Genomic DNA, 12,483 nt, shown 5'->3' with positions numbered 1-12,483 from the left:
AGTTTCCCATGTCCCTGTTCTGGTTCCCGCTTGCCATCAGTCTTGCACTGCTCGCCTATCACCACCTGGTCTATCCGCTCTGGCTTCGTACCGTGCCGATGAAACCCCCGCAGCCTGCACCGGCAGACGGGCCGTGGCCCGCTGTCGGCGTGGTTGTTCCGGCATATCGCGAGGCCGCGCATATCGAGGCCATGATCCGGCAACTCGCTGCGCTCGATTACCCGAAGGACCGGCTGGAGATCCTTGTGGTCTGCGATGGCTCCCCGGACGACACGGCTGTACGGGCACACCACGCCCTGGCAGCCTTGGCCGGTCAGGATCATGCAATCCGATTGATCGATCACCCGATCAATCGCGGCAAGGTTGCGGTGCTGAACGACGCCATCGCAGCGCTGCATGCCGAAATCCTGGTGCTTTTCGACGCTTCCAGTATCGTTCCGGCAGATGCGCTCCGCCGCCTCGTGCCGGAATTCCGCGATCCCGGCGTCGGTGTGGTCTGCCCGGCCTATGGCCTTGCCGACGGGTCAGCGTCGGGGGAGCGAGCTTATTGGCAATACCAGCAGGCCATTCGCCGCCGCGAGGCTGCCTTTGCAGCACCGATGGGCGCCCATGGCGCCGGCTATGCCTTCCGCAGGGCCGCCTGGGCACCCCTTCCGGCTGAGACGATCAATGACGATTTCGTTCTGCCCATGCAGATTGTCGCCGCCGGGTTCCGGCTGGTCGACCGTCCGGATGTCGTGATCGGTGACCGGGAGATTGCCGATGCCGGGATCGATCGTCGCCGGCGGCGTCGTCTCGGCGCGGGCAACCTCCAGCAGGTCCTGCTCTGCCATCGCCTGCTCTGGGCTTCCGGTTGGCGGATGGGGTTGCTCTTCGCCTCCGGCAAAGCCTTTCGCGCCATAGCGCCGTTGTTGCTGCTGGTCGCGCTCGCAGCGTCTGTCGGCCTTGCTGTGACGTCGAAGGGTCCGCTCGATCTGGTGCCGCTCGCGGCGGCGGAAGCCATCGGGATCCTCGCCCTTCTCGCGGATCGCCTGCCAAACGGCCGACTCCGCATGATCGCCGGGGCCCTGCGCTATGCGCTTGGCAGCTATTTCGCCATGGCCCGTGGCATCCTCGACCTCGCCATCGGCCGGTTCGATGATGACCGCCGCAAGACCGACCGACGCGAGGCGGGGGCAACGCTCGTGCTGAGCCCGCTTACCCGGGGCCTCAAGCGCGCATTTGACATCGCCATCGCGCTGCTGGCCTTCCTTGGCCTCCTGCTGATCGGCCCGCTGATCGCACTGGCGATCCGGCTGGATTCCCGGGGGCCGATCTTCTATCGCCAGTTGCGTGTCGGGCGGGCCTTGCCGGACCGGACCGACCTGTTCCATCTGATCAAGTTCCGGACCATGCGTGTCGATGCCGAAGCCGGCACAGGCGCTGTCTGGGCTGCCAAGGGCGATCCGCGCGTTACCCGGCTCGGCCGGTTCCTCCGCAAGACGCGGCTCGACGAGCTGCCGCAATGCCTCAATGTGCTGCGTGGCGAGATGTCGATTGTCGGCCCGCGTCCGGAGCGGCCGGTCTTTTTCAGCAAGCTCGAGGCGGAAATCCCCTTCTATGTCGAGCGGACATTCGGGCTGAAGCCGGGCGTGACGGGCCTTGCGCAGGTCTCGACAGGCTATGATGCGACCATCGACGATGTTCGACTGAAGATCCTGTTTGATCACAGCTATGCGCTGAAAGTGCAGTCACCCTTGGCGTGGCTCCGCACCGATCTGGCGATTATCGCCAAGACATTCCTGGTGATGGGGCTTGGCATGGGGCGCTAGACCGACCTTCACGAAGCTCTGCACCGCCCAGGGGTGCCAGCTTGGCGCGGCCTGGTCCAGGCCGGGGCAGGGTGCTTTCAAAGACTTCTTGTTTGGTCTGACAGCGCCGAGGCGAGGCCCTCCGGTCTACCGTCTCGCCTCGCGCGCCATGGTGGCGATCCGGCGCAGGTCGAGCGCCCGGGCCGTCACAGCTTCGCGCTGGCACTCGGCGGCAAGATCGCGCCCGTAGAAGCCGGGATGGACCAGCGCCTCGACCCGGCAACTCGCGTCGCGAAAGGCAGTCCATGCCCGCTGGCTTCGGCCGAGCGCTTCCCTGGCCGGCGCCGGCAGGGCCTGGGAAGCCTCGTCATTCCAGCGCTCCAGCCATTCCGCCCACAACGCGGACTCGATTGGCGCGCAGCCTCTCGGATGGCCGCTGCGGCCCTCCGGTTGGTGCAGCCGCGGCACTTCGTGCTCATCATGCCCCAGACAGGCCCGCGTCAGCAGTCCGGCGCAACGCTGGCCGGAGACAGGGTCGCCGGGATCGGCAGCACCAAGGCACTGCGCGAGCCATGCCCGTTCCTGCTCCGTCGGCCGATGCGGGTCATCCGCCTGGGCACGGGCCGGCTCGGTCAGGATCGCCAGCAGAAGCAGGGCCAAAGGCATGCGCATGACTGACTTTGCGCTTGGGCTTTGGTTCTGTCCAGCCGCCTTACCGCCAGCCGCTTCACCCGCCCATTACGGAAACCCGATGACCAGCCTCCGGTTTCCTGGGCCGCTCATTTCCTGAACATTCCGGTTCAGCAGCACAGGCTGCCTGAATAGCCCCATGGTTTCTGGACGCTGTGATCATCCGGTCTCGGTCAACCCTCTGGAAATCGCGAGCGACCGCAATGCCGACGCGCAACCGCCTGTCGCGGCGGCTGGGGCTGCTCCGTGACCTGAGACGCCCAACGGGTTCGCCACCCGGTCCAGACAGGACCACAACCAGAACAGGATCTGGTTCTAAACGAAGGAAATCAGGCGGTCAGGTCACGGCGCTTAACCGATCTTGGTGCCCAAGGGGCGCGCAATCTTTCCGTCAGTTGATCCGGCCGGTCGAGGTCTTGCCGTCGGCCCCGGTCAGCTGGACAGCGCCCTTGACGCGGGCAGGCAGGGATTCCGCCGCCGCGCCGATCAGCTTGCTGCCGTCTGGGGCCGGCTCCAGCGTCACCCGGACAGACTTGCCCGAGACCGCGAGAATGGCGAGGGCCTTGAAGCCGTTGGCCGGCAGCGGCTTGTCCTGAGCATCGCTGACGAAGATCTCGATTGCCTTGTCACGCGTGACCAGTTCGACATGGTAGGTTCCGGCATCAACCAGCGCGCCGCCCCGCGGCCCGACCCGCTGCTCATGGGCGATGGCAGGCACGAGGCTGGTGGCGAGGGCAATGCTGGCAAACAGGGATCGCATGATCATTTTCCTTCAATACGCTTCGCGCAGGTTTGCGCGGGATCGGGCGGGCCCGGTTGAGGCAGGGTCAGATTCCTGGCGATGCAGGATCTGCAGTCGTTCGAGCGGCCGTGCGCCGTAGCGCAGAAACAGGACCGGCGTCAGCAGCATGTCGAGCACAGTGGCGGTGACAAGGCCGCCGAAAATGGTGATGGCAACGGGATGGAGGATCTCCTTCCCCGGCGCCTGGGCATCGATCATCAGCGGGACGAGAGCGATCCCCGCGGAGAGGGCCGTCATCAGCACCGGCGTCAGCCTTTCGAGACTGCCGCGCAACACGAGGTCGCGCCCGAACGGCATTCCCTCATACAGAGACAGGTTGATGTAATGGCTGATCTTCAGGATTCCGTTGCGGGCGGCGATGCCTGTCAGCGTGATGAAGCCGATCATCGAGGCAACCGAAAGCGGCTGTCCGGCGAGCCAGAGTGCCGCCACCGAGCCGATCAGGGCCAACGGCACCGAGCCCATGATGATCAACGCGAGCCGTACTGAGCGGTACCGCGAATAGAGGAGTGCGAAGATCATCGCCAGCGACACCAACGAAAGCAGGCCGATGGTGCGGCTGGCCTCTTCCTGCGCCTGGAACGTGCCTTCGAGCATGGTGAAGGCGCCGGTGGGCAACGTGTGCTCTGCGACGATGCGGCGGATCTCGGCGACAATGGCTGCCATATCCGTGCGGCCATCGCTGTTCGCCAGAACGACGATGCGGCGCTTGCCATTCTCGCGAAGGATCTGGTTCGGGCCATCGGTCTCGAGGACATCCGCAAGCGCAGACAACGGAACCCAGCCGCGCGGCGTTTCGATCAGCATGGAGGCCAGCGAGCCCGTGGTCCGGGCCCGGTCATCAAGACGAAGCACGAGATCAAACCGTCGCGTGCCATCAACCAACCGGGACATGACGCGGCCGTTGGAGAGTCGCTCGAGTTGCTCTGTCACGGTGGCCGGGGTTATGCCGTACAGCGCGGCCCTGTTGTAATCGACCGTGATATCGAGATGCGGGATCCGGACCTGTTTCTCGACCTGAAGATCGACGATGCCCGGCACATTGGTCATTTTCGCGCGCAGTTCCTCCGCCACGCGGCGCAGCTGATCGAGATCCTCGCCAAAGATCTTGAGCGCGATCTGCGCCCGTACACCCGAGAGCATATGGTCCAGCCGGTGCGATATCGGCTGGCCGACATTGGTCACCAGCGGCAGCACGGCCAGCCTTTCGCGGATATCGGCGATGATCGCATCCTTGTTGCGGGCGGAAGGCCTCAGATCAACCTCGATCTCGGAGGAATGCACGCCTTCGGCATGCTCGTCGAGTTCGGCCCGGCCGGTGCGGCGGCCGACCTGCCGGACTTCCGGGACCTCGAGGATCAGCCGTTCGGCGATCAGGCCGATCCGCTGGCTTTCGGCCAGCGAGATGCCCGGGTTGAACAGCGTATTGATCGTCAGCGTGCCCTCGTTGAACGGCGGCAGGAAGGCCCGCGGCAGCTGGACTGCCAGCCAGGCCGCGCCTCCGACCATCAGCAGCACGACCAGCATCAGCAGGCGGGGCACCCGGAAGGCGAGGGCCAGCAGGGCCGCATTGACCCTCTTGAGACCGCGCACCAGCGCGCTGTCGCCATGATCGAAGCGCTTCAGCCCCGGCAGCAGGTAATAGGCCATGACCGGGGTGAGCGTGATCGAAACAACGAGGCTCATCAGGATCGAGATGATATAGGCCTTGCCGAGCGGTGCGAAGAGCCGCCCCTCGATGCCGGTCAGGGCAAAGAGCGGCACGAAGACCAGCACGATGATCGCTGTGGCATAGACAATACCCGAGCGCACTTCCTGGCTCGCCGAGACCACCACATCAAAGACGCTCCGCGCATTGCCGGCCTCGCGGTTTTCCCGCAAGCGGCGGAAGATGTTCTCGACATCAACCACCGCGTCATCCACCAGCTCGCCGATCGCGATGGCGAGCCCGCCGAGGGTCATGGTGTTGATCGAAAGGCCCATCAGATGGAACACGATCGCCGTAGCCAACACGGAAACAGGAATCGCAGTGAGTGAAATCAGCGTGGTGCGGGTGTTGAGCAGGAACAGGAACAGCACCACGGCCACGACAGCAATTGCCTCCATCAGCACCGTTTTGAGGTTGCGGATAGAAGTCTCGATGAAATTCGCCTGCCGGAACAGGATATTGTCTACCTTTACACCCGTTGGCAGTGCTTTTGACAAATCACGCAACGCGGATTCAAGCTCCGCCGTCAGGCGCAAGGTATCCACATCCGGCTGCTTCTCGATGGAGAGCACCACGGCAGGCTTGCCCATAAAGCCGGCATCCCCGCGCTTGAGCCGCGCGCCATAGCCAACCTCGGCCACCTGATCGAGCCGGATGGGCGCATCGCGGCTGACCCCGACCACCAATGCGGCGAGATCCTCCAGCTTCAGCGTGCGGCCAACATTGCGGATCAGGAATTCGCGTGAATACTGGTCAGCGAAGCCGCCGCCAGTATTGGTGCCGAACGCCGCCAGCGACCGCTCGATCTGCTCCAGCGTGATGCCGAGGGCACGCATCGCGGCCGGGTTGGGTGCCACCCGGTACTGCCGCACCTCGCCACCCATCGGGATGACCTGCGCAACCCCGGGAATGGTCAATAGCCGTGGTCGGATATTGAATTCGGCGATTTCCCGCATCTCCATCGGCGAAACCGAATCCGGCCCGGTCAATGCGACCATCAGCACCTGCCCCATGATGGAGGAAATTGGCCCCATCTGTGGCGTAACATTCGCCGGGAGCCGATCCCGCACCAGCGCCAGCCGCTCGGAAATCTGCTGCCGGTTGCGGTAGATCTCGGTGCCCCAGTCAAATTCGACATAGACGATCGACAACCCAACGCCGGAAACCGAACGGACGCGCGTCACGCCCGGCACGCCGTTCATCTGCGTTTCGATCGGGAAGGTGACCAGTTGCTCGACCTCGGGTGGTGCGAGGCCCTCCGCCTCGGTCATGATCGTCACGGTCGGCTTGTTGAGGTCCGGCAGCACGTCGACCGGCAGCCGTGTCATGACGAATGCACCATAGAGCATCAGGACGCCGGCAAAGGCGAGGACGAGCAGGCGGTTCCGGAGCGATTGGGTGACGAGGAAGGAGAACATCGGCTCAACGCACCTGATGCAGCAATTCGGCGCCGGTCGTCACGATGCGCTTGCCCGGTTCCAGTCCGGACAGGACGATCACCCGCTCGGCATCCAGCGGCTCCACGCGCACCTCGCGCGGGACAAAGCGCTCCGGATTGGATTGCTCGTAGACCAGCATTGTGCCGTTGGCAGCCCGGATGACGCTGGCGCGCGGAACGGAAATCCCTTCCTGCTGCCGTCCGGTCGCCACGTTGACCGTGACCAGTTGGCCGAGCCGCAGCCCGGCTTCCCGGGCGAGGATCGAGAAATGGAGTGGCACGGCCTGGTTCCGATCGGACAGGCCGGCCCCCTCGAAGGCGAGGGAGAGGGCTCGCCCGTCCGGGAGGATAGCACTGCCGCGGTCCCCGGCCACAACGCCGGCGTAGCTCAACGCCTCGACCCACAGCCGATCGGGGTCGACGATCTGGAACAGGATCGAATTGGGATCGGCCATCTGCCCGGCCACGACATTCGCAGCGGCAAGCACGCCATCCACCGGCGCGACGAGCGGCTCGGGCTCGCGCTGGATGCGCTCCACAGCCTGACGGCGGGCCTGCAGCCCGGCCAGCTCAAGCTCGGCATCCTCGACCTGCGCCCGCGTCACCGTGCCGGCCGTGACCTGGCGAAAGCGCTCGAGCCGCCGGGAGACAAGTGTCACCTGCTGTTCCAGTTCGCGGATTTGCTGCGCCTGGCTGGCAAGATCTGCCGTTGAAATCGCAGGTTGGACGAAGGCCAGGACTTCGCCAGCCTTTACCGGCGTGCCAAGTCGCTTGAAGCCTCCGGGCGGCGCCGAGATCCGCCCCGCGACCGAGGCCTGGACAACGCCGCTTGCATTGGGATCCGGCACGATCCGCCCCGGCAGCGTGATAGCTTGGGGATGTGTGTCTTTTGTCATCTTCTGGTTGGCCAGCCCGAGAATGCGCTGGCTCGGCTTGGGCACGAAGACGGCGCCATCGGGCAGGCGCTGCGCGAGATCAGTCGCACCCGGCTTCGGCTTGCCAGGCTCATCGTTCGGAACCGAGAGCGCGGCCGTCAGAACATCAATTTCGCTGCCCACCGTGATGGTGGCGATCAGATCATGGCTGCCGGGCATGGCTGCGAACGGCGCCTCGATCTGATAGCTGCCTCCGCCCAGCCGCTGGGCCTTTTGCGGCCCGACGGGGGTATCAATCTCGATCTCGGCATCCGCCACAGGGCGGTTGCCGAGGAAACGGTCGAGATGCAGGGTGAGTTTGCCATCGCGCAGCACGCCCACCAGCTCAAACGCCTCGCTGGACGCCTCGAAACGCGGCGCGATGCTGGCTGAAACTGGCGGCGGGGGTGCACCATGGTCATGGCCTTCATGGGCTTGCGAAGCCTGCAACCACGCCACGGCCACTGCAAGGCCGAGCCCGATCCGCCAGAACCCACCTGCCATGCCCGTCACCAACCCGAAATGCCGCTTCATGCCTGTCGCTATGCAGGCTGGCTGGTTCAGGCGAATTGCGCGTTTGTTGCAGAATGTTTCAACGCCCCGACGTTGCGTGGCATGGTAAATCAACAGTTACCATCAGGCCGCCCTCAGGCCGGTTGGCGAGCGTAATCCGCCCGCCATGTCCTTCCACCACATCACGGGCGATGGACAGGCCCAGTCCAAATCCCCCGGTCTCGCGGGAGCGCGAGGTTTCCAGCCGCGCGAAGGGTTCGAACATGTCCGCCATCCGGTCCTCCGGTATGCCGGGGCCTGTATCAGCGATAAGGACCGTGACGGCATCCCCATGCGCATCGATCCTGATCTCCGCGAGGTCGCCATATTTGATGGCGTTGTCGATCAGGTTGCCGAAGGCGCGCTTGAGCGCCAGTGGCCGGCCCTCGATCACGGCCGATGGAGCAGGCCAGAGACGGGCCACTGCGCCCCGATCCGTCGCATCATCCGTCAGGGTTGCCAGCAGGGCAACAAGGTCAAGGGGCCGGGTCTCCTCATCCCGCCTGTCGCCACGCAGATGCGCCAGGGTCTGGTCCAGCATGCGTTCCATGTCATGGATATCCGCCACGAGCCCCTCGGCTTGCTGCCGGTCAGCCAGCACTTCCGCGCGGAGCCGCATGCGGGTCAACGGCGTCTTCAGGTCATGCGAAACCGCCGCAAGGGTCTGCGTCCGCGTTTCAACCAGCTTACGGATACGGGCCTGCATCTCATTGAACGCCACGGCGGCGTCGCGGATTTCCTGTGGTCCGGTTTCCGGCACCTCCACCCGGTCCGTGCCGTGATAAAGCTGGCGGGCCGCCGCCGCGAAGCGCCGCAGCGGCGTCGTCATCCAGCCAATCACCAGCACGGAAATCATCACCACGCCCAGCGCCATCAGGCTGGTGGAAACCCAGGTGCCATGGCTGGTCTGCGGTCGCGCATCCGGGGCAAATACCGTGATGTTGATCCAGCTGTCATCGGGAATTCTGAGCGAGATCAGCGCAAGATGCGGGTCTGTCTCCGACTTGCGGTTGGCACCAATCAATATGTCGCCATCCGTCAGATCAGGGCCCTGTTCGCGCAACCGCACCCGGAGGCCCTGCCAGACATCCGCGCCCGGCCCGCCCGGCCGAGCGTGCTCGGTCGCGCTCCAATGCGCCTCGACCGGCCCGCCGGATAGTTCATGTGCCACGCTTTCGCGCTCGCCCGGTGCAACCCGCATCACGGAACGGCGGATCGTCAAGAGCCTGTCCGCCAGCCGGCTTTCATTGGCCAGGCTCATCTCAAGATTGAGGGCATGCTGATAGGCATAAAGACTGGCGACATGGACAATCCCGACGCCGATCAGCATCAGCAACACGGTGCGAGCCGCGAGCGTATCGAGCCAGCGGATCATGCCCGCGTGACCTTGGGCACGAAGAGATAACCTGCACCGCGAACGGTCCGGATCATCGGATGGCTGGTCTCATCCGGTTCGATTTTCTTGCGCAGGCGGCTGACCTGCACATCAATCGCCCGATCGAATACCGCATCAGGCTGGCTGCGTGCTGCCTCGAGCAGTTGTTCTCGCGTCAGCACGCGGTTGGGTGCTTCGAGAAAGGCCAGCAGAAGGTCGAATTCACCCGTCGAGAGATCGACCATCACGCCTGCCGGGTCAGTCAGTTCGCGCCGGTCGAGTGAAAGGGTCCAGCCGTCAAACCGGTAGTTCCGGGTGGGTGCCGTGCCTCCGGCGACAACAGGGCCTGCGCCGGTCCGGCGCAGCACGGCCCTGATCCGGGCGAGCAATTCCCTGGGGTTGAACGGCTTGGTGACATAATCGTCGGCACCAATTTCCAGCCCGACAATCCGGTCGGTCTCGTCCGCCCGGGCCGTCAGCATGATGACCGGCATGGAAGAACGCTGCCGCAGCACCCGGCAAAGATCCAGCCCATCCTGCCCCGGCAGCATCAGGTCAAGAATGGCAAGGTTGTGCGGCCGCTGCTCGAGCTGGCGCTGCATCTCCACGCCGTCGCGCGCCGTGGTCACGGCAAAACCATGGCTCTGGAGAAACGTGGCCAGCAACGTACGAATGTCGCGGTCATCATCGACAATGAGGATCGACGCCAAACCTTTGTCCTGGTCCATCGAAACGAAGCTCCATCCCGGCCGGGCAATCCTTGTCCCTGATGTCTTGGCAGAAAGTGGCGGTACACGGCAAGAAACAGGGTGGCCCTGACGGACAACGCTTGCCATGGGCATTCTCAAAGGAAAACCGGCTTGGTGCTGATGGGGAAGGCGGCTGGCCGGACCGGATGAGCAACGCCCGCATTTTCCGCTACGTCAAGACAAGCCCGTAGAGCATCTGCCTCGCAGCAATCCGGAACTTCCCGTCATTCAACACGCCAGAGGGCAAGACTGCGAAGAGACTTTCTCGGATGACGGGGCATGGTCCGAGTTGGGGCCGATTATCTGCCCTCGGATTTGCCGTCGATGGTCCGGCAGATCGCGTTCAGGAACGGAATGCTCGGTCTCTGGAGTGGCAATCATTTTGTCATCTATTGTCGAGGCGGCCGCGTGCCGCAGCCCGGTATCGTGTCCTTGGGGCAGGTGCAGGGTGACATCTCGATTTTTGATCGCCCGGGACCTGTTACGATATGGATCGAATGCAGCGAGTAAACGCATTCCCAGCAGCACAGTTATCCATCCCCGATGGGCCTGGGAATTCATGCCGGGGACGGATATCCGCTTTCGGAGATCTTTATCCCAACGATGGATGACTGCTTTGGCGGCGCGAAGGGGTCGATAGCGAGGCTCTCTGACCGCTTGGACTCTGCCATCAACCAGAATTTGTCGCTGAAAGCTTGCTCACTGCCCGGCTCGCAGCCTCCAGGATGTCATCGGAAAGAGGTCCCTCAGGAACAGCCCGCGACAGCAGGATTCCGCCTGTGCCGAGCACGAGTAGGGTGATTGCCTGCTGCCGCCGCTCCTCGGCCGTGGGGCCGGGGCAGCCCTCGGACAAGGCCATGATCGCCGTTTCGACCTCGGCAGCATAGGCCGATCGTAACTCTTCATCGCTTCGCGCGACATCTGCACTGAGGCTCGGCAGAACGCATCCGTCGGCGACCTGATCCCGGTGCTGCTTGGACAAATACTGGAGGGCAAAGACACGAGCCCAACCGGGCCCGGTGGAGCGACAGCGCTCGATCCCTGCTTTCAAACGCGCCAGGCCAGCGCTCACCACGGCAGCGAAGACTTCGGCCTTCGATGAGAAATGAGCGTAGATCGCCCCCGATGTCTGTCCTGCCTCGCGCGCCAGGGCATCAATCCCCACGCCCGCCAGCCCATCGACCCTTAAACGTCGCCCGGCCGCATTCACGATCACGGCCCGCGCCGCCGCCCTCTGATCATCGGTCATCCGCATCGTCAACCTCCATCAAGAACGATCGTTATCTTTTCTCTTGATAGATAGCGATCGTTATTTATAATGGCGACACCCTCAAAGATGGAGCTCAACGATGTCGACTGCCCCAACTTATTTGCCCAGGCCGGTTTGGCGCGAGCCCGCTCTCGTTTTCGCTGCCGTCTCTGGCCTCGCGTTTGTCATCCTCGGCATGCGGGCTGTGCTGATCCCCATGACCACATCCAGCGGCTTCGGCCTGCCAGCACTTGGCGCGTATGATGCATTGTGGGTGCAGGTCTATGGCAGCCGGACGATGATGCTCGGCTTGCTGGCCATCACTCTTGCAGCACTTCGTGCTGTCGTTCCGCTGGTTTTCATGTTCACGATCGGGGCAACCTTGCCCTTCTTCGACATGGCCCTGATCACGAGCCAGAGCGGACCGGGCCCAATCCTCTTCCGCCATGCTGGCTTTGTCGTCTGGCTTGGCCTGGGCGCTTTTCTGCTCTGGCGTATGCAACGCCAGCGCCAGCGTCCTGCAGCGACCCGCTCGAATAAATCGTAACGAAAATTCTCTCCCGAAGGTTCCTCCGCTTCACGTGGAGCGCGGTCTTCGCACAAGAGGGCAAGCGTATTGTTCGCCGCGGTGCTTTGAACCTGCGCTTGCTCCTTTCACACATTTCGATCCCTTTTCCGGGAGCATGGAGCACTACGAAATGAATCGCCTGAATGGCCTGGACGCTCTGAGTGTCCGGTTTCGGCGGAGCTTACCAGGCATGCCAATAGCGGTTTTGGCGCCGCAAAGCCGGCGACCCGGGAACGAATTGGACAGGTGACGGCTGGCTTTCTGCAATGCCTGAATTTGATGTCCACAAAACCTGCAGCAAGCCAGAAAGCACCTCCCGGTCTGTTGACGCGGTATCTGCCGTCTTTCGGTATCGTTCAAGGCGCCAAATTGTGCTAACTCGCCGTCCAACAATCAAAGGAGTGCAACTGTGAGCGAGCCAACCGTGTCCGAGGCAACCGACAGGATCTATGCATCGCTCCAGTCAAACAATGCCGACATCGACCTTCATATTGCGACCCTCAAGGCAGCGCTAAAACGGGAGGGCGTGAAGGAGGCCGTGTTCGATCCGGCCAGGCTGGTTCAGAACAACCGTTCTGGCCGCAAGCTGATGCAGGCTTACTTTCGGCAGCGCGGTGTGAGCGTAACGTTTTCCGCCGAGTAGAGCTG

At 63.6% G+C, this 12,483-nt stretch carries 10 protein-coding genes; 3 read left to right on the top strand and 7 right to left on the bottom strand.

Annotated features, from left to right (window positions below; all coding sequences use genetic code 11):
• The first annotated feature begins 8 nt into the window (after window positions 1-8).
• Window positions 9-1,811, top strand: a complete 1,803-nt coding sequence (locus tag P0652_RS15825) for a sugar transferase (protein ID WP_284179828.1) — start codon at window positions 9-11, stop codon at window positions 1,809-1,811.
• A gap of 126 nt (window positions 1,812-1,937) precedes the next feature.
• On the opposite strand, the gene P0652_RS15820 is transcribed toward P0652_RS15825, so the two are convergent.
• The 7 genes from P0652_RS15820 to P0652_RS15790 all read right to left on the bottom strand — a co-directional run bounded on the left by P0652_RS15820 (window position 1,938) and on the right by P0652_RS15790 (window position 11,273).
• Window positions 1,938-2,462, bottom strand: a complete 525-nt coding sequence (locus P0652_RS15820; RefSeq protein ID WP_284179827.1) for a lysozyme inhibitor LprI family protein — start codon at window positions 2,460-2,462, stop codon at window positions 1,938-1,940.
• Window positions 2,463-2,871: 409 nt separating this feature from the next.
• The gene (locus P0652_RS15815) at window positions 2,872-3,240 is read right to left on the bottom strand and encodes a hypothetical protein (protein WP_284179826.1); all 369 of its coding nucleotides are present in this window, start codon (window positions 3,238-3,240) and stop codon (window positions 2,872-2,874) included.
• Window positions 3,241-3,252: 12 nt separating this feature from the next.
• Window positions 3,253-6,408 (bottom strand): efflux RND transporter permease subunit, encoded by a 3,156-nt coding sequence (locus P0652_RS15810; RefSeq protein ID WP_284179825.1) that lies wholly within the window; start codon window positions 6,406-6,408, stop codon window positions 3,253-3,255.
• Window positions 6,409-6,412: 4 nt separating this feature from the next.
• Complete coding sequence (locus P0652_RS15805) at window positions 6,413-7,876, bottom strand: efflux RND transporter periplasmic adaptor subunit (protein WP_284179824.1); 1,464 nt, start codon at window positions 7,874-7,876, stop codon at window positions 6,413-6,415.
• A gap of 58 nt (window positions 7,877-7,934) precedes the next feature.
• Window positions 7,935-9,269 carry an ATP-binding protein gene (locus tag P0652_RS15800; RefSeq protein WP_284179823.1) on the bottom strand — a complete coding sequence of 445 codons (1,335 nt, stop codon included), beginning with the start codon at window positions 9,267-9,269 and terminating at the stop codon, window positions 7,935-7,937.
• A complete protein-coding gene (locus P0652_RS15795) occupies window positions 9,266-9,997 on the bottom strand; it encodes a response regulator (protein WP_284179822.1) in 732 nt (243 codons plus the stop codon). Before P0652_RS15795 ends, P0652_RS15800 begins: the two co-directional genes overlap by 4 nt.
• A gap of 691 nt (window positions 9,998-10,688) precedes the next feature.
• Window positions 10,689-11,273 carry a TetR/AcrR family transcriptional regulator gene (locus P0652_RS15790; protein ID WP_284179821.1) on the bottom strand — a complete coding sequence of 195 codons (585 nt, stop codon included), beginning with the start codon at window positions 11,271-11,273 and terminating at the stop codon, window positions 10,689-10,691.
• A gap of 94 nt (window positions 11,274-11,367) precedes the next feature.
• On the opposite strand from P0652_RS15790, the gene P0652_RS15785 reads away from it, so the two are divergent.
• The gene (locus P0652_RS15785; protein ID WP_284179820.1) at window positions 11,368-11,814 is read left to right on the top strand and encodes a DUF4267 domain-containing protein; all 447 of its coding nucleotides are present in this window, start codon (window positions 11,368-11,370) and stop codon (window positions 11,812-11,814) included.
• A gap of 430 nt (window positions 11,815-12,244) precedes the next feature.
• On the top strand, window positions 12,245-12,478 hold the full coding sequence (locus tag P0652_RS15780) for a hypothetical protein (RefSeq protein WP_284179819.1): 234 nt from the start codon (window positions 12,245-12,247) through the stop codon (window positions 12,476-12,478).
• Window positions 12,479-12,483 lie beyond the last annotated feature (5 nt).

The sequence above is a fragment of the Rhabdaerophilum sp. SD176 genome, from assembly GCF_030143245.1.
Classification (GTDB): Bacteria; Pseudomonadota; Alphaproteobacteria; order Rhizobiales; family Beijerinckiaceae; genus Rhabdaerophilum.
Note: the sequence above shows the minus strand (reverse complement) of the source record. Positions and strands in the feature narration are given on the sequence as shown.